This window comes from Streptomyces gottesmaniae (assembly GCF_031845845.1).
In the GTDB taxonomy this organism is placed as follows: domain Bacteria; phylum Actinomycetota; class Actinomycetes; order Streptomycetales; family Streptomycetaceae; genus Streptomyces; species Streptomyces akebiae.
In genome coordinates this window covers 34,519-51,892 of record NZ_JAVRFJ010000050.1, presented here as the reverse complement: position 1 = coordinate 51,892, position 17,374 = coordinate 34,519, and the positions used below count along the sequence as shown (strand labels likewise).

Here is a 17,374-nt window from a genome sequence, read left to right as displayed (position 1 = left end):
CATGACGGACCGAGCCGAGGGTCCGGGGTTCCTGTGGGAGTCCTCGGACCCGGAGCTGCCGCCGACGGTTCAGGATCCGGACCTGCAAACGACCCTCAGGGACGTCGAGGGCGATGACGACGACTACACGGCCACCGCCCTTGACGACCACTGGGTCAGCGGACCACAGGAGCACGCCGATGACGGCCTGCTCCGTTTCGGCCCGGGTGTCCCGCCCATGGGCGTGGGAGAGGCAGCGGCCCGCGTCTGGCACGGCGCCCCGCCGGACGGCAGTGAGCAGCAACGACAGGGCCGTCTGCGCTGGTTGCGGAGGTATCGGCTGGCCGGGGTGGTGCTCGTGCTGGCGGCGCTCTATGTCTTCTGGCCACGGCACACGGCCGACCTGCGCGTCACCGGGGTGACAGCGCACACCGCACCGGTCCTCGGATGCGACCAGACCGCCGAGCTGGTCGCGGTGGTGAGCACCAACGGGGAACCCGGCACGATCGTCTACCAGTGGAACCGGAGCGACGGCACGTCCTCCGCGCCCCTGGAAGAACGGCTCGGCGAGGGTCAGCGCGAGACTCGCCTCCGGCTGCTGTGGACGTTCCACGGCGTGGGAACTGACAAGGCCACGGCCAAGCTGATCATCACCTCGCCCGCTCGGCACATCGTGTCGGCGTCCTTCGCCTACCGCTGTCATGAACGCGTGTAGAGACGTCAAAACAGCCGCAGTAGACCATGGATGACGCCGCAGTACCTTCGCGGACAAGGCCGTCCCCACCCGTGTGGGGACGGCCTTGTCGCGCCTGGCCTGTGGAACGGCAGAGCGCCGACAGACCCCCACGCCCGGACGTCGAGAGTAGATCGGCGGACGCCAGGCGGTCGGATCCGTCGGATGGCCCTGTACTCCCGGACAGTGCAATCCCGGGTTGCGACTCTGTCAGCGTCGGCGGCCGGACCAGCCGCTTCCGATTCCCGCGACGTGAAGGGCCAGGAGCATGAGGCCGAGGAGCATGACGTTCGAGGAAGAGAAGACCTCGTTCGTCGTGATCTCGGCGGCGTTGATCAGGAACGCGATGAAGAACAGTACGGCCGCGGCTATACCAAGCATGGAGCGGTTCCTCTCGACAGGTTGAGGCCCGTATGCCCCCGTATCCCGCTGACAGGCCTCTGATTGTCCGAGGCGACTCATGGCCAAGGATGTGACTGCTTGACGACTGCGTGGTCGAGGGTGGGCACGTGCCCTCAACTCCGACAGCCCGGGAGCCTGGGCTGCACGTCCACCCTTGGCGGGGTCGGTGCTTTGGCTGGTCAGGTGGACGGTGGTGGAGGTTGTGGTGCTCTGGCTGTCGATCAGGCAGGCGCTGGGCCCGCTGGTGCGGCCTTCGGCCTGGCGGACTTTGCCGCGTAAGAGGCCGGTGAGCTGGTCGAAGATGCCGTCGGCTTCCCAGTGGGCGAAGTAGCCGTAGACGGTCTGGTGGGGCGGGAAGTCGTGGGGCAGGTAGCGCCAGGGGACGCCCGTGCGGTCGACGTAGAGGATGGTGTTCATCAGGGCGCGCAGGGCGTGGGTTTGCGGATGCCGTTGCGGGCCTGGCCACCTTCGAAGGTGGGGCGGATGCGAGGAACCCGGCGCATAGCTGGTCTGCCGACTGCCGCAGAAGCCGTTTTCTGGCAGCCATGAACTATTCGATAGGCGACCCAAGCGCTCACTTAATGGGGTGATCACGACGAGCTGATCCGACACACTGGTTCGATGCGGCACGATGATGAACAGCCTTTGTCCGGTGGCAACGTCAGTGATGGTGTCGTTCGCGTCGGGGACACCGTTCGCCGTCCTGCCGGACCATGGACTCCCGCTGTGCATGCCCTGCTCGCCCACCTGCACGAGGTGGGATTCGGCGCGGCACCTCGGCCACTCGGCATCGACCATCAGGGGCGTGAGGTCCTGACCTTCATGCCGGGAGATGTGGTCTGGCCCGATCGGTTCTCGCTGATGGGACCCGCTCGACAACTGGCTCGCGTGGCACGGCTGATCCGGGACTTCCACGACGCCGTGCAGAACTTCACGCCGCCGTCCGATGCGCGGTGGCAGACGCTGATCCCCGCTGAGGGCAGTGACATCATCGCCCATAACGACCTGGCCCCCTGGAACCTCGTGGTCGCAGACGAGGCGCGGTGGGCCTTGATCGACTGGGACGCTGCAGGTCCCGGCTCGCGCCTGTGGGATGTCGCATACGCCGTTCACGGGTTCATCCCGCTGTCCGCGCATCCGGACTGGCAGAGCTCGGACGCGGCGGACCGACTGCGAGTCTTCGCCGACGCCTACGGTCTCGCTGAGCCCGACCGTCGTCGGTTGGTCCCTCTGTTGGGGCGCCGTACGCGTTCCATGCACGATTTCCTGCGCGACCAGGCAGCCCAAGGAGCCCAGCCCTGGGCAAGGCTATGGGCTGAAGGCCACGGCGACGCCTGGCGAAACGACGCCGAATACATCGAGCAACGCGAAGACCAGTGGATGCAGGCCCTACTCGCCGGCTGAGGCAGCAACGCCCGTGCCTGGCTCCCGGCGGTCGAACGACCTCTCGAACTGGATCACTGAGCTTCACCGATGTGGCCACCGATCGGGTGACGGTCCGTGAAGCGAAACGAGCGAGGCCTCCGGGCTGTTGATCGAGATCTCTGACGTCTCGATTACGTTGCCCGGCGGCCTCGTTGGTCGTTCATCCTGCCGCAATCGACCTGCCGCACGCACTCGTGGAGTGGGTCACCATGCTGATCGTCACCCGTGAGGGCGACCGGCGCTGCAAGCTCCGTCCGTCCCAGCGCGCGATGGTGGCACTGGTGTACCTGCGCGAGCATGATCCCGACTTCGTCCTGCTCGACGGAACCCTCGCCGAGTGCGACCGGGTCGGTGACGGCCGGGCCTACTACTCCCACAAGCACCGGCGCCACGGCGTGAACGTGCAGGGCGTCACCGATCCCGGCGGCCGGCTGCTGTGGCCATCGCCCGCCCTGCCGGGCCGCACTCACGACCTGACCGCCGCCCGCACCCACCGGATCATCCGCATCTGCGAGCGCCAGGGCGTTCCCATCGTGGCCGATCTCGCCTACCAGGGCGCCGGTCCGTGGCTGACCTCGGGCATCAAGCGCAGGCCCCTGCAGGAACTGACCCCCACTGAGATGACCCGCAACGTGCCCTGGCCGCCACACGGGCACCCGTCGAACGCGGCGTCGCCCGCCTGAAGTCCTGGCGGATCTTCCGCAGGTCCCGATGCAGTCCCAACCGCATGACCTCAATCGCCAAGGCTGTCCTCACACTGGAGCTGCAACGCTGAGGAAGCTCAGTGATGAGTTCGGAGGCCGGTCGGAGGCAGCGGACAGGCCGCCGGCCTGTTGAAGGGCTGGGGAACGGTGTCCTCGGCGCGGGTCCCTGTCACTCGCAGGGATAGCTGGTGATGCGGACGGTGTACGCCGAGGAGATCCAGCGGTTGGTGCCCACCTTGCGGAAACCGTTGGTGGTGGACGCCGACGCGAGGATCGTGGAGCCGTTGGCGTAGGACCCGACGACCGAATAGCCGGTGCCGGGACCGCTGCGGATCAGCAGACCGCCGCTGGCGTTGACCCTGTAGTAGCACTGGGTGGCGAGCACACCGGCCGGCGCGAGCTCCACGGCCGCGCCCGTCGTGCGGGCGGGTGCGGCGGCCTGGGCCGTGAGACCGCCGCCGAGGACCGCGGCGGCGGACAGGGCCGCCACGGCCGCCGTGCGGGCGGCGGAGCGACGCGGTGACATGGTGCGGCGTGCTGCTGTGACGGTCATGGAATCAATTCCCCTTGCGTCGTCGGTTCTGGGTGCGGAACACGTACGTAGGAGCAGGCCCGGGCCGGCCGAGCGGTGTCACCGCTCAAAGACACCGGAGCCGCGCACGACGTTAGCGCCATCGGGGCGAACGGCCGCCTGACACACGAGAACTCCCCAACCGGAACGGGGGGAAGTGGCCCGTTCCGGTTGGGGAGTCCGTAAGACGCTGAAGCAACGTAATTGAGACGTCAGACACCTCGATCAACAGCCCGGGGGCCTCGCTCGTTTCGCTTCACGGACCGTCACCCGATCGGTGGCCCCATCGAAGAAGCTCACTCACCTGGGCATTCACCGGACATCGAGGCGGCCTTCGCTCAAATCATGGGCTCCGAACAAGGTGCATCGATCGAGATGAAGGCCGTGAGGGTGAGTCTGCTGCCCTGATGCCGGCCCCGGTGAGGCGTTCGCGCAAGCGTCACGCTTCCGGGAGGACCTATTTGACTGTCTGATCGCCCGCGGGGACGAACTGTTCGACCTCGTCGACGCGTTGCTGTGCGCGGACGGTCCGGTGACCTCGCCGGTGGACCTGAAGAAGGAGCGGATGAACACCTCGGTCCCGGCCAGCGGACGGCGAGTTCGCCACGCGGCTGACCGCCCGGCGTGAGGCTCGGTGCGCCACGATGCCGGCAGCCCCGCACGGTAAAGCCGTGCGGGGCAGCCGGCGAGTGAGGGAATGCGGTCAGGCCCAGGGGTTGACCGCCCTGAAGGAACTGTCGGCGCGGAAGGTGGCGTTGTCCTGGAAGGGGTCGATGCGCAGCTCGTAGTTGTAGTGGCGGAGGTAGCGGCCGGGGTAGTTGTAGGACTCCAGGCTGACCGAGCCGGTGGCCGAGCCCGGCCGGGCGCAGAAGGTGGCGTCCTTGAGGAAGGTGGCCGTGCCGTTGCTCGCGTCGAAGCGGATCCGGAAGTCCTTGTGGCGCAGGTAGCGGCCGGCGGAGTCGCGGAACGAGTAGCAGGTGGCGTCGGCCAGGCCGGGGACGATGGTGAAGGTGGCGCTCTGCTTGACCGCCGTGGTGCTGGAGGAGGTCACCGGGTCGAGGTAGCCGAGGCTGTCGGAGCGGACGGCGGTGTAGCGGCCGGTGAAGTTGACCGACTGGAGCGAGCGGTTGGTGTGCGTCGGCAGGGTGGCGCCGACGGAGACCGGGTCGATGCTGCTCAGTGTGGGGACGACCTTCTTGATCAGGCCGTCGGCGTCGAACTCCAGCTTGTCGATGGTGGTTTCGCGGTGGGTGCCGTCTCCGCCGGGGATGGCGAAGCGGTGGTAGGCGATGTACCAGTTGTCGGTGTTCGGGACGTGGACCACGGAGTGGTGGCCGGGTCCCTTGATGCCCAGGTCGAGGCGTTTCTCCAGGATCACGCCTCGCTTGGTCCAGGGCCCGGTGGGGGAGGAGCCGGTGGCGTAGGCGACGCGGTAGTTCTCGTCACGTGTGTCGTTCTCCGACCACATGAAGTAGTAGGTGCCGTCGCGCTTGACGACGAAGGCGCCCTCGCGGAAGCCGCTGGGGGTGATGTCGGTGACCTTCGAGGCGTCGAAGGAGACCATGTCGTCGTTCAGAGGGACTACGTACGCCCTGCCGTTGCCCCAGTAGAGGTACCTCTTGCCGTCGTCGTCGGTGAAGACCGCCGGGTCGATCATCTGGCCGGTGTAGGCGCCGCTGGCGATCAGCGGCTTGCCCAGGGGGTCCGTGAACGGGCCGGTGGGCGAGTCGGAGACCGCGACACCGATGTTCGCGTCGGCGGAGTAGTAGAAGTAGTACTTCCCGTTCTTCTCGGCCATCGTCGGCGCCCAGGCCCGGGCGTCGGCCCAGCTGACGTCGGGTCCGAGGTCCAGGATGACGCCGTGGTCCGTCCAGTGGACCAGGTCCTTGGAGGAGTAGGCCTTGAACTGCGTGCCGCTCCAGCCCGCGAAGCCGTCGGTGGTCGGGTACATGTAGAAGGCGTCGCCGAACCGCACGATGTTCGGGTCGGCGGTGAGCCCGGGAAGTACTGGGCTCTTCATTTCCAGCGCCTCGACCGTCCAGCTGCGCTTCTCGCCGTCCGGGCCGGTCACCTCGTACGTCACGGGCGCGCTGAAGTCGCGCGGAGTGCCGGAAGGCGGGCTGATGGACGAGCCCTGGGCGATGGTGAACTGCGGGGCGAGCGTGGTGAGGTCGGTGCCCTCGGTCAGCGGGAGGGTGATTTTGCTGTTGGCGTCGTCGACGATCGCATCGATCTTCAGCCTGGGGTGGGTGGCCGCGCCGATGCCCGTGGTGTTCCCGCTGAGATCGAGAACCTCACCGGGTGCCAGCGCACGGTTGTAGACCCGGAAGTCGCGGATCTTGCCCTTGAAGAGCTTGTCACTGGTGTAGAGCGACTTGCCGATGTAGTTGGCCGTGGTGACGCCGGACCCGATGGAACCGGGGGTGAGGGTGACCGAGGTGTTGCGGGCCTTCTCGACGCCGTCCTCGTACAGGACACCCGTGGTGCCGGTCTGGGTGTAGGTGACGTGTTTCCAGACCGAGCGCTGCAGCGCAGCGGAGGTCCGGGTGTTCTGCTCGGTGGACGAGTTCCCGGAGGCGATCGCGGTCCTGAACGTGTCACCGGTGGTGAACAGGTACCCGTTGCCGGTGCCGCTGCTCGCGGTGTTGCCGAAGCCGTAGATGAAGTACGGCGTGGCCTGGGTGGCGTCGATCTGCACGTCCATCGAGACGGTGATCGAGTTCATGCCGCTCATGATGTTGTCCGGCACCTTGATGTAGGTGCTGGACCCGTTGAACGTGAGCCCCTCCCCGTTGCCCGACCAGCTTGCGGTGCCGTTGACGGTGCCGTTGCGGCCGTTGCCGGACGCGTCCGCCGCCACGGTGCCCGAGGTGGCGTCGAGTTTGTACCAGAGAGCCAGGCCGTCGGTGATCTCCGCCGCCTGGGCGGGGGCCGCCGGGCCGACGACGCCGGCCATGAGCGTGGCGGCGGCCACGGCGGCCAGAGCGCCCTGCCTGATTCTTTGGCGGCACTGAAGTCGCACGCTGTGCATGGTTCACATCCCCTGAAGAAGACATGCATGAGGAGGGGCGGGACGCGACGCCTCGGTCTGAGGTGCCGCGTCCCGCCCCGAATGACATCTGGTGTCGTGTTGCGCTTGCGGGTGGGACGCCGGCGCTGAGGGCGGGCGGCAGGTGGGGCGTCGCCCGAGGACGCCGGTACTCCTGTCAGGTCAGCTCGTCAGACGGAAGGTGGCGTCGCCGCGTCCCGTCGCGGTGGTGATCGGTTCGAGCTTCAGCTGGTAGGCGTAGTGGCGGATGTAGCGGTCGGGGTGGTTGTACGACTGGAACGAGGACCAGGACGAGTCGGCGAGTCCGGCGACCTGACGGAAGGTCGCGTCCGCGGCGAACTGGGCGGTGCCGTCGTTGTAGGCCAACTGGAAGTCGTAGTTGGAGTGCCGCAGGTAGTAGCCGGGGAAGTTGACCGACTCGAAGGAGACGGTGCCGGAGCCGGCCAGGCCCGGTCGCGGCCGGAACTTGGCGTCGTCGTTGGTGACGTTCTGGTCGATGCGCACGTCGAAGTTGGCGTGCCGCACGTAGCGGTCCTGGAAGTTGAAGGACTGCAGCCGCTGGGCCGGGGTGTTCGCCCAGCGCGCCTGGATCCGGGCGTCCTCGGCGGCCGTCAGGTTCAGGATCGAGCCGTGGCGCTTCTTGGTGCCGCCCAGGGAGAAGGTTCCCGACGTCGGGAGCTTGTAGGTGCCGGAGGCGGACGGGTTGGTCGTCGTGACCGGCATGTATCCCTTTCCGGCCGCGTACTGGTCGAGGTAGAGCGTCCACTCGTTGCGGTCGCGGAACTTCATCCACATCGGACCCTCGACCTGGGAGCCGGTCAGGCCGATGCCGGAGAGGTTGCCGAGGTTGGTCCAGGTGCCGAGGATCGAGTTGCTGCCCTCAAGGGTGATCTGGCCGTCGCCGGAGGCCCGTACGTAGCGGTAGTTGCCGACGCCGGAGGGGACCTCGACGATCTGGGTGTCGATGATCTCCTGGGTGCCGGGGCGGTCGATGTAGAGCTGCGGGGTGGTGATGGTGCGGAAGTCGGTGGTGCGGGCGTAGTAGATGCGGTGCTTCGTCGCGCCGTTGAGGGGCTTGTTCGTCGCCCAGTACAGGACGTAGTCGTTGCTGGCCGGGTCCCAGATGGCCTCCGGCGCCCACGCGTTGCGTCCGTCGGGGATCTGGCCGGCTACGTTGAGCAGCCAGGGCTGCGACCAGGTGACCAGGTCTGTCGACTCCCACACCACGAGGTTGCGGCTGCCGTCGTTGATGGACTGGCTCCACGTCTGCCCGCAGTCGATGCACAGGTCGGTCGCGATGATCCAGTACTTGCTGCCGTCGGGTGAGCGGACCAGTGCGGGGTCGCGCACGCCGCGCGTGCCCACGGTGGAGCGCAGGGTCATCCCGCCGCCGTTGAGGTCGGTCCAGTTCAGACCGTCCGCGCTGTACGAGAAGTACATCTGCTGACCGGTCGCCCCCTCCCCGATGAAGTGCGTCATCAGGTAACCCGGGTCGGCGGCGGCGGCCCGCTGAGGTGTGGTCACGACTTGGGCGGTGAAGAGCAGGCAGGCGGCGACAAGTATCGCCGCCAGCCGTGAGAGAACCGCGGGCATGTGCGTTCCTGTCTTTCTGGGTGCCGTGATCAGGTGCAGGTGCAGGTGCAGGTGCAGGTGCAGGTGAGGTCGAGGGTGAGGATGAGGTCCGGCCTCCGTACCGTTGGGGCAGGACCCGCTCCGCACGATGTGTGGGTGGGGGCGCCGCGTCGCGATGGTCAGCGGCCGACGTGGCGGGGGTTCCGCGTGAGCATGGCAGCGACCGGGGACCGCGCCGTGGCGGGTCGGGTGACGAAGGCAGCGGAGAGGGCCGCCGGAGCCGGCTCAGAAGTACGCCGGAGACGGGTGCGTAACACGGGCTGTCCCCTTTGACGGCCATGTTCGAAGAATCGAACGTTGTTCGCAAATTCGATCAGAAGATAGGTCTCAGTCGGAAGCACGTCAATGAAACCGGCCAGTTCGATTTTCACGCGTCCACACCCCATAACCGCCCATGACGGTGAGACTTCCTCTGCTGCACCCCTTGAGCTGCGAAGACTTCCCTGCGCGCTCGGTCCGCGCGTGCGAACGCGGCCATCCGGGAGAAGGAGGTCCCGGCGCCACACGAGCATGTCGAGGGCGTCGAGGACGAGCTCGGCCCGTTTGCCGGTGGCGGCGGACCGGCCCATGATCGCGCGGGAGAACATGTCCACGACGAACGCGACGTAGACGGTCCCGGAGCGCGTGGCCACGTAGGTGAAGTCGGCCACCCACCGTCCGTCCGGACGGGACGCGGTGAAGTCGCGTTGCAGCAGGTCACCGGCCCGCTCCTGGCCGTCGTCCCGGATCGTGGTGCGGATCTTGTTCCCGTGTCGGGCGCCCTCCAGGCCGAGGTCGCGCATCAACCGGGCGATGGTGCAGCGGGCCGCCCGTACGCCTTCGCGGTGCAGTTGCCGCCGGACCTTCCGCACCCCGTAGAGGCTGTAGTTGTCCGTGTGGACACGGCTGATCCGCGTCTTCAGCTCGACGTCGCGGATCGACCGGACGCTGGGGGTGCGCTTCTTGGCGGCGTAGTAGGTGCTCGTTGCGATCTCCAGTCCGTGGCTGGTCAGGACACGGCAGATCGGCTCGACTCCGAACACCTGGCGGTGTACGTCGATGAACGCTACGAGCGTTTCGACGGCCGGTCGAGCTCGGCGATGCTCCTATGTCGAGCAGCCAGGGTGATGGGCGTTTCGGGAAGCGGGTCGTGGGGTTGGCCGAGGTCGGCTTGGTCGGCGAAACAAGGCCCGATAGACGCGGTCGGAGATGCGAGCCGCAGCAGACGCAGGGCCTTCGTCCTGGTCTTGCCGATGGCCCCGTCCGGTCAGGTAACAGGGGCCGCGTTCGACTCGACCGCGGCGGCAATCCACCGTTGACCATGCTCTCCACCTGATCGCCGTGACCCAAGTGCGAGGCGACGGCGAAGGAGCTGGGCGGCGGCAGTCGGCGGCGAGTTCAGCGGCGATGGCCGCGAGTGTGCCGTGAGGCTGGATCAAGGCTTGGGCCAGGTGGTCCAGGACGCACAGGCGGCGCAGGCCGCGCGAGGCGACGGCCAGCTCCGGGTCGAGCTCGTGCAGGAACCAGCGCAGCTTGTCGCCGATCGCGGTGCGCTGGGCCACCAGCGTGCGCCGGTGGTCGACCAACAGTTTGATGTCCCGACTCGGCCCGTCCGGGCATGCCTTGGGCAGGTCGGGCTCGCGCAGAGCGACCCAGGCTACTGCCTCGGCGTCGATCGGGTCGGACTTCCCACGCTCCCGGGCTGAGCGTCGTGCGCCGGCCATCAGCCGTGACGGGCTGGACACGCCACTGACCCACGTACGCCTGCCAAGAGGAGGCGACGGCGGGCTGTGTGAGACGTGCGACAGTTCGACCTGGAACAGGCCCAGCCGTGCTGGCCTGGCCTCGTGTGGCGCGCCTCGACGATCCACCGCGTGGGCAACACCACGAAGCCGCGCATGTCATCGCTGCGTTTCACGATCGCCAGGACCAGCGCGAGCGTGGCCTGGCAGTACCCGGCGAGGCCACCGGTGTGGCCGCCGTAGACCCAGACCCGTTCCAGCCCGTGGTGCACGGCGGCGACCTGCCCGAGCAGCACCTGGGCGGCGATGCGGTCGCCGGTGTCCGAGGCGGGACTGTTCTGAGTTCGGATCACGTGGTGGGTTGAAGGTTTCGAAGCCACAGGATGGCGCCGCGAAGGTGGAGTCCGGCGAGGTGGGCCAGTGGTGTCATACGCAGCTCACCGGGCGGCATCGGATGGCTCGTACCAGAGGCTCGTCATCGGGGAGTGCACGGTCCAGCCCAGCGAGGAGTAAAGGGCCCGACCCTCGGGCGTGCCGACCAGGAGACCAACCTTTGCGCCTGCCTCGTGCGCGGCGTTCTGCAGCGTGCGCATCACCAGGCCGCCGAGGCCCTTGCGCCGGTGCTCGGCGGCGGTCTCGACCTGGTCGACCACGACATGGGCGCCTACCTGCGCGATCTGTCCACGGGCGGCGAAGTGCCCGGCACACGTGCGGACCAGTACTCGACTGACGCCGCCCCGGGTCCAACTGGTGAGCGTGTAACCGGACGGGACCTCCGGGCGCTCCGGTACTAGGTGACAGGTCATCAGGAAACCGGGACTGTCGCGCCGCCAGCCCGGCCCGACCCAGGGCAGGACCGCCTGGTCCTCGGCGAAGAGCTTCAGCCATGTCCCGGGCGCGCTCGTCGCGGCGACGATCTTGCGCACATCGGCCTCGCAGGGTTCCGGCAGCACGTGCCGGGCGACGTGCCGGGGCTGCCCTACGTCGATCGTCCACCCCCACGACTCGTCGACCGGGTCCGAGCTGCCGCGCGAGACGGCCCAGCCGTTGATCCACATCTGCACGAGCTCACTGATTCTGGTGTCCGGCATCGCCACCCGCCCCCCTTGAATGGTAATAGGTGATAGCGCAAAATGAACCTTACGCAAGAGGTGCGGGGTTTGACCATAGGGGCAGGTCGCTTGGGCGAGGACAACGGTGATTGCACGGGTAGCCCATGGGACTGTTCCGAGTTCAGATCGCCGACGCCGGGCGATCACGGCCCGGTAGAACTGCGGTGTGACGCGTGGTGAACCGAGGTACCGACGCCTGCTCTGAGCCCGCGGCATCCGCCGGGTCATCGCCGAACGCGGCCAGCCCCACGGCTCCGGCCTGGGCATTCCGGCCACCTCCTGCACAGCATCCACTGGCAGAACATGACCGGCCCGAAGAACGGCGGAGGCGAGCCCCTGGCCGCCGACGGCGTGGGCGACCTCGCTGACGCGATCGCCGAGTCCTGCGGCTCCTTCGCCGGCTTCAAGGCCCAGCTCGCCAAAGCCGCTGCCACCACTCAGGGCTCCGGCTGGGGCGCCCTTGCCTACGAGCCGGTCAGCGGCCGGCTGATCGTCGTACAAGAACCAGAAGGTCGACTTCATCGACGCCAGGTGGGCCGTCGTCAACTGGCAGGACGTGGCCCGGCGCTACACCGCCAACAAGGAGCGGCGGCGACGACCTCCTGCTTGCCCCGTGGCGCCGTAGCAGCGCCGCACAGACGTCCTCCCCGTGATCGTCTTCTCACCCTTCACGTGGCAGGCGGTACAACGGACGGCTTCCGCAGGCGGGATGTCTCCGGGAGCTTTCCTGTGCCCGACGGGGCCTGGCCGGTGACCTCGTTCCAGTGCAGGACGCGGTCACACCAGCGGCGCAGGAGGGCGTGGTCGTGGCCCACGGCGAGCAGACTGGCACCGGTGGCGGCGCGGTAGTTCTCGACGGCCGCCACCAGTGCGGCTGTGGTGGAGGCGTCCAGCATCGCGGTCATCTCGTCACAGATCAGCCAGCGCGGCCGCAGGACCAGGGCGCGGGCCAGGCAGGCGCGTTGCAGCTGGCCGTCGCTGACCTCGTGGGGGCGGCGGTCCAGGAGGTCAGAGGTCAGGCCGACGGCCGAGGTCAGTTCGGTCATGCGGTCCGGTACTTCGTCGCGGCGGCCGGTGGCGCGCAGGGGCTCGGCGATCAGGTCGGTGAGCCGCAGCCGGGGATCGGCGGAGAGCCGGGGCTGCTGGAAGACGATGCCGATGGCGGTGCGCAGGTCACGCGGGGCGCGGTGCCTCCAGCGCCGTACATGCTCGCCGTCCAGGAGAAGGGCGCCCGCCTCGGGGCGGTGCAGCAGGGCCGCGACGCGGGCGAGGGTGGATTTGCCGCAGCCGCTGGGGCCGAGCAGGCCGACGGCTTCACGGGGTGCGACGGTCAGGGAGGCGTCGCGGACGACGGGGGCTTTCCTGTCGTATCCGGCGGTGATGTCATGCAGTTCAAGCATTGAGGTTCTCCGGCACGTGCGGGTGGTGGCAGGCGATGTGGCTGGTCGTCGGTGGGAGGGCGGCGCAGGCGGCGGTGGCCTGCTCGCAGCGCGGGGCGAAGGCGCAGCCGTCGGGAAGGTCGCCGAGTTCGGGTGGCATACCGGGAATCGGAGTGAAGGCGCGCTCGGGGAGGGCCTGGAGAAGGCCGCGGCTGTAGGGGTGGCGGGGGCCGGGAGGGCCGAAGAACACGTCGGCGTCGGCGAGTTCGACGATCCGGCCCGCGTACATCACGGCCACACGGTCGGCGATGCGTTCGGCGGCGGCCAGGTCGTGGGTGATCATCAGCAGGGCCCGGTCGCCGTCGTCGACGTGGCGTCGTAGTTCGTCGACCGTGTGGTCCACCAGGTCGCGGTCAAGTCCGGTCGTCGGTTCGTCGGCGAGCAGAAGGGGCGCGTCGCCGACGAGGGCCAGGGCGGTGGCGGCGCGCTGGGCCAGCCCGCCGGAGAGCTGGTGCGGGTGGCGGTCGAGATGGTCGGCGGGGAAGGCTGCGCGTTCGGCAGCGCTCTCGGCTGCGGCCCGCACGGCGGTACGCCCTCGTGCGTCGGTCAGCGCGCCGACCGTCTCCTCCAGCTGGGAGCGCACCGTGCGTACGGGTGTCAGGTGCGCGGCGGGGCTTTGCGGGATGAGCCCGATCAGGCGGCCCCGCACCGTCCGCGTGAGAGTCCGTTCGTCGGCCGTGAGCAGGTCCAGCTCGCCGAGGCGCGCCTGGCCCGCACTCTGGGCGTTGGAGGGGAGCAGACCGAGCAGGGCGGAGGCGAGGACCGACTTGCCGCAGCCGCTCTCGCCGATCAGGGCGAGACACTCGCCGGCCGACACGTCGAAGTGGGCGTCGGTGACGGCGGCGATCCGGCGGCCACCGGGCATGAGGAAGCGCACGGACAGCCCGCGCACCGAGAGGACGGGAGGTCGGTCAGTGACCGTCACAGCATCAGCTCCGATCGACGGCGCGGGTTGATCCGTTCCCGCCAGGCTCCGGCGAGGCCGGCGATGGCGAGGGTGGGGGCGATGATGAACAGCCCCGGGAAGAGGGTGGGCCACCACTGCCCCGCGAGGAGCGAACCCCTGGCGTCCTGGATGAGGTTGCCGAGGCTGGCCATGTGGGTGGGCAGACCGAGCCCGAGGAAGGACAGCGCCGACTCGTGCCACATGGCGTGCGGCACCATCAGCACGGCGGCCAGCGCCGCCTGCGGCAGCACAGCGGGCAGCAGATGCCGTACCGCAACCCGCCACCGGGAGGCGCCCCCGGAGACGGCGGCGTCGATGTACGGGCGGGAGCGCAGGGACAGCACCTCGGCGCGCACGATGCGGGCGGTGGACAGCCAGTGGGTGAGCGCCACGGAGACGATCACCGGCCAGAGGCCGGGCCGGAACATGGCCACGATGAAGATGCCCAGCAGCAGGTGCGGCACGGACGCGACCGTGTCGACCACCCGCATGACGCCCCGGTCGACCCAGCCGCCCAGTGCTCCGGCGGTCGCCCCGACGGCCGTGCCGATCACGGTGGCCGTCAGGGCGGCTGCGACGCCCACCAGCAGGGAGACCCTCAGGCCGTACACGCAGCGCACAAGCAGGTCCCGGCCGAGGCCGTCGGTGCCGAAGGGGTGCGACCGACCGGGGGGCAGCAACTTCGCTCCCAGGTCGACGGCCTGCTGGTCGAGTTGCACCAGCGGCGGCACGAGGAGGACGGCGAGGACGGTGATGGTGAGGAGAGCCACCGAGACGCGCACCCGCACGGTCCTGGTGAAGCGGCGGCTCGTGCCGTAGGACCGCCAGGCGGGCGCGGCCGTAGGTTCACATGTCACTGAACTTCACCCTCGGGTCGAAGAGGCCGTAGAGCAGGTCGGCAAAAAGGTTGCCGACGAGCACCGCGGCGGTGGCCAGGGTCGTCAGGGCGGCGAGCAGCGGGAAATCGACGGCGATGGCCGCCTCCACGGTGGCCGCCGCGATGCCGGGCCAGCTGAAGACGCTCTCCACCAGCAGGGCGCCGGTGATGAGTTCGGGCAGCCGGGAGCCGACCAGTGTGAGGACCGGCAGTAGTCCGGAGCGCAGGGCGTGGCCGAGCAGGACGGTGCGCTCGCTCAACCCCCTGGCCCGCGCGCCGCGTACGGGATCCTCGGCGAGCGCGTCAGCGACACCCTGACGGACATACAAGGTGAACCAGGGGAGCTGGGAGACGGCGAGCACCCCGGCCGGCAGCACAAGATGACTCGCCACCTCGGAGAGCGTGACCTGCTCGCTCGCGGTATCGGTGAGACCGCCGGCCGGGAGCACGCCCAGTTGGAGGGCGAACAGCCAGACGGCCAGCAGGGCGAGCCAGAAGACGGGCGCCGCCTCCAGGGAGTACGCGAGGGAGGTGACCAGCCGGTCGAGTACGGAACCTGGGCGGCGGGCCGCCAGCACGCCGAGCACCGTGCCCGTCACCACCGCCACCACGAACGCGACCGCGCACAACAGGCTCGACCAGACCAGGCGTTCGCCGATGACCTGGGAGACCGGCTGCCGCGTCACGCTGGACTGACCGAGGTCGCCGCCGAGCGCGGAGGTCAGCCAGTGCCACCAGCGGGAAGTGAACGGCTGGTCCACGCCCAGGTTCTCCCGCAGCCGCTCCAGGGTTTGCGCGTCGGCGCCGAGGGCCGCTGTGCCGGCGTACGCCTTGACCGGATCGAACGGGGAGGCCGCGGCGATCGCGAAGACGCCGAAGGTCACGACGAGGAGGACGGGGGCGGCGAACAGCAGCCGCCGCCCCGCCAGCCGTGCCATCGCTCCCCAGGGCAGGGAGGGCCTCACTTCTTCGGCTGCCAGGCTTCGAGGTTCCACCACGGGCCGGAGGCGAAGCCGTGCTCGTGCGGTTCGACCTGCGTGGTCAATCCGTCCCAGCGGTCGGCGAGGACGTAGACGTGGTCGATGTGGGTGAGGAAGGTGTAGCCGGGGTTCTTCACCAGTTCCTGCTGCAGGGTGTCGTAGGCAGCCTCGCGGGTCGCCTGGTCCGAGCTGCGCCGACCGGTGTCGAGTGCCCTGTCCACGATCGCATCGTCGTAGCGGCCCATGTTGTTGAAGCCATCGCCGGCGAGGGAGGAATGCAGGAGGGTGTACAGGCCGTAGTCAGGGTCACCGTTGCTGCCGAAGCCGGCCAGGACCGCGTCGTTCTTCATCCGCGGCTCGATGACTTCCCACGTGCCCGTCTCCACCTTCACCTCGATGCCGGCCTTCTTGGCGTCGGAGGCGAAGGCGAGGGCGTGCTCCTGGCGGACCTTGTCACCGGACGGGTAAAGGAGGGTGAAGGAGGCCCGCTGTCCGTCCTTGGCGCGGATGCCGCCCTCACCGGTCTTCCAGCCCGCCTGATCCAGGATCCGCCTGGCCTTGGCAAGGTCCTGCTCGCGCTCGATGCCCTTGGCGAACCAGGGGTCGTCGACCGGCAGCGGCCCGTACGCCGGACGCCCGGCCCCGTCAAGGATCTTGTCGACCATGGCCTGGCGGTCCACGGCGGCATCGAGAGCCCGGCGGATGGCGCGGTCGCCCGTGACCTTGTTCTCCTGCGGGAGGGTGACCGTGCGGAAGTCGTACGTCTTCGCGTCGTGCGTCTTCTTCGCCTTGTCGTTCTTGAAGGTGGCGGCGAGGTTGGGCGGCAGGATCGCGCCGTCGAGGTCGCCGGAGCGCAGCCGGGTGGCGCGCACGTTGTCGTCCTCGATGATCGCCATGGTCACCTTCTTGACCTTCGGCGCGCCGCCCCAGTAGCCAGGGTTGGCCTTGAAGGTGAGCTTCTCCCCCTTGCTCCAGGCGGCGAGGACGTACGGGCCGGTGCCGACCGGCTTGGTGTTGAAGGAGCCGGTGTTGGGGTCCTGCCCCCTGGCCACGTGCGCGGGGACGATGGGCAGCACCGTGCGCCCGGCGAAGGGCGCGTACGGGTACTTGAGGGTGAATATCACCTTGTCGCCGCCGTCCGCCCGCACGTCCTTGATGGCGTCCAGCTCGTTGCGGGAGGTGTTGTTGGTGTTGGCGTCGAGGACGGTGTCGTACGTGAAGACGACATCGGCCGAGGTCAGCGGCTCGCCGTCGCTGAACTTCACGCCGTCGCGCAGAGTGAAGGTGTAGGTCAGACCGTCGGCGGCGACCTCGGGCAGCGCCTTCGCCAGCGCCGGTCTGAGGTTCAGATCGACGTCCCTGGCCAGCAGGCCGTCGAAGATCTTCGAGTTGCCGTCCTTGCCGTACCCGAGCAGCGGACTGAGCGTGTCCGGCTCGGAGGCCACCCCGATCACGACGGAGTCCACCGCGTCACCGCTGCCCGCGCTGCTGCCGGGAGCCGAGCAGGCGGCGACACCGGTCAGTATGGCCGCCGTGGCAGCGGCTGTCCGTATCCGTCGGACCGTCATGCACCCCACACCCTTATTGATAGTTGAGAGCTGTTGCATATTAATTGCAACTAGGGCTACCCAGGTTGGTCGAAAGGCAGTCGGCCGCTCGCATCCCGAGATCGGCCGTCAATGCGGTGGCCCCGTCATGAGGGGAACGTCGGCGGGGGAGAGGTCAGGGCGTGCGCGGCGCAGGCGTGTGGGGTGTCGCCACCGGCCGGCGGCGTCGCGGGCGATGTCGACGCCGGCTTCCACCA

Annotated in this window: 11 protein-coding genes and 7 pseudogenes; 6 read left to right on the top strand and 12 right to left on the bottom strand. The window is 68.8% G+C overall.

Annotated features, from left to right (window positions below; all coding sequences use genetic code 11):
* Position 1 precedes the first annotated feature (1 nt).
* Positions 2-694: a hypothetical protein gene (locus tag RM704_RS39165; protein ID WP_033525585.1), complete on the top strand. Its 693-nt coding sequence runs from the start codon at positions 2-4 to the stop codon at positions 692-694.
* A 573-nt stretch (positions 695-1,267) separates the two neighbouring features.
* On the opposite strand, the pseudogene RM704_RS39160 reads toward RM704_RS39165, so the two are convergent.
* A pseudogene (locus RM704_RS39160) lies at positions 1,268-1,846 on the bottom strand (transposase); the annotation flags it as partial.
* Between RM704_RS39160 and RM704_RS39155 the strand changes: the two are divergent.
* A complete protein-coding gene (locus tag RM704_RS39155) occupies positions 1,736-2,518 on the top strand; it encodes a phosphotransferase enzyme family protein (protein WP_033525586.1) in 783 nt (260 codons plus the stop codon). The pseudogene RM704_RS39160 and the gene RM704_RS39155 overlap by 111 nt on opposite strands.
* A gap of 173 nt (positions 2,519-2,691) precedes the next feature.
* Positions 2,692-3,314, top strand: a pseudogene (locus tag RM704_RS39150) (transposase family protein).
* 98 nt (positions 3,315-3,412) lie between these two features.
* On the opposite strand, the gene RM704_RS39145 reads toward RM704_RS39150, so the two are convergent.
* Positions 3,413-3,796 (bottom strand): SH3 domain-containing protein, encoded by a 384-nt coding sequence (locus RM704_RS39145; protein ID WP_033525587.1) that lies wholly within the window; start codon positions 3,794-3,796, stop codon positions 3,413-3,415.
* Positions 3,797-4,217: 421 nt separating this feature from the next.
* Between RM704_RS39145 and RM704_RS45665 the strand changes: the two are divergent.
* A pseudogene (locus tag RM704_RS45665) lies at positions 4,218-4,367 on the top strand (NF041680 family putative transposase); the annotation flags it as partial.
* Between the two features lie 150 nt (positions 4,368-4,517).
* Here the strand turns inward: RM704_RS45665 and RM704_RS39140 are convergent.
* From RM704_RS39140 to RM704_RS39125, 4 genes and pseudogenes are all read right to left on the bottom strand, one after another.
* A pseudogene (locus tag RM704_RS39140) lies at positions 4,518-6,803 on the bottom strand (family 43 glycosylhydrolase); the annotation flags it as partial.
* Between the two features lie 222 nt (positions 6,804-7,025).
* A complete protein-coding gene (locus RM704_RS39135) occupies positions 7,026-8,456 on the bottom strand; it encodes a glycoside hydrolase family 43 protein (protein ID WP_033525588.1) in 1,431 nt (476 codons plus the stop codon).
* A 158-nt stretch (positions 8,457-8,614) separates the two neighbouring features.
* Positions 8,615-9,550, bottom strand: a pseudogene (locus RM704_RS39130) (IS3 family transposase); the annotation flags it as partial.
* Between the two features lie 399 nt (positions 9,551-9,949).
* Positions 9,950-10,219 (bottom strand): annotated as a pseudogene (locus tag RM704_RS39125) (IS110 family transposase); the annotation flags it as partial.
* A 104-nt stretch (positions 10,220-10,323) separates the two neighbouring features.
* Here RM704_RS39125 and RM704_RS39120 point away from each other — a divergent pair.
* On the top strand, positions 10,324-10,581 hold the full coding sequence (locus RM704_RS39120) for a hypothetical protein (RefSeq protein WP_157856644.1): 258 nt from the start codon (positions 10,324-10,326) through the stop codon (positions 10,579-10,581).
* 72 nt (positions 10,582-10,653) lie between these two features.
* Here the strand turns inward: RM704_RS39120 and RM704_RS39115 are convergent, their stop codons facing one another.
* The gene (locus RM704_RS39115) at positions 10,654-11,307 is read right to left on the bottom strand and encodes a GNAT family N-acetyltransferase (RefSeq protein ID WP_033525688.1); all 654 of its coding nucleotides are present in this window, start codon (positions 11,305-11,307) and stop codon (positions 10,654-10,656) included.
* Positions 11,308-11,631: 324 nt separating this feature from the next.
* Here RM704_RS39115 and RM704_RS45240 point away from each other — a divergent pair.
* Positions 11,632-11,836: pseudogene (locus tag RM704_RS45240) on the top strand (Fe-Mn family superoxide dismutase); the annotation flags it as partial.
* 160 nt (positions 11,837-11,996) lie between these two features.
* Here the strand turns inward: RM704_RS45240 and RM704_RS39105 are convergent.
* From RM704_RS39105 to RM704_RS39085, 5 genes are read right to left on the bottom strand one after another with little or no spacing between them, the layout of a single operon-like run.
* On the bottom strand, positions 11,997-12,728 hold the full coding sequence (locus RM704_RS39105; RefSeq protein ID WP_052145849.1) for an ABC transporter ATP-binding protein: 732 nt from the start codon (positions 12,726-12,728) through the stop codon (positions 11,997-11,999).
* Complete coding sequence (locus tag RM704_RS39100; protein WP_052145877.1) at positions 12,721-13,632, bottom strand: ABC transporter ATP-binding protein; 912 nt, start codon at positions 13,630-13,632, stop codon at positions 12,721-12,723. Before RM704_RS39100 ends, RM704_RS39105 begins: the two co-directional genes overlap by 8 nt.
* Positions 13,633-13,688: 56 nt before the next feature.
* Positions 13,689-14,570, bottom strand: a complete 882-nt coding sequence (locus RM704_RS39095) for an ABC transporter permease (protein WP_033525592.1) — start codon at positions 14,568-14,570, stop codon at positions 13,689-13,691.
* The gene (locus tag RM704_RS39090; RefSeq protein WP_033525593.1) at positions 14,560-15,528 is read right to left on the bottom strand and encodes an ABC transporter permease; all 969 of its coding nucleotides are present in this window, start codon (positions 15,526-15,528) and stop codon (positions 14,560-14,562) included. Before RM704_RS39090 ends, RM704_RS39095 begins: the two co-directional genes overlap by 11 nt.
* Positions 15,529-15,551: 23 nt before the next feature.
* Positions 15,552-17,138 carry an ABC transporter substrate-binding protein gene (locus RM704_RS39085; protein WP_033525594.1) on the bottom strand — a complete coding sequence of 529 codons (1,587 nt, stop codon included), beginning with the start codon at positions 17,136-17,138 and terminating at the stop codon, positions 15,552-15,554.
* Between the last annotated feature and the right edge of the window lie 236 nt (positions 17,139-17,374).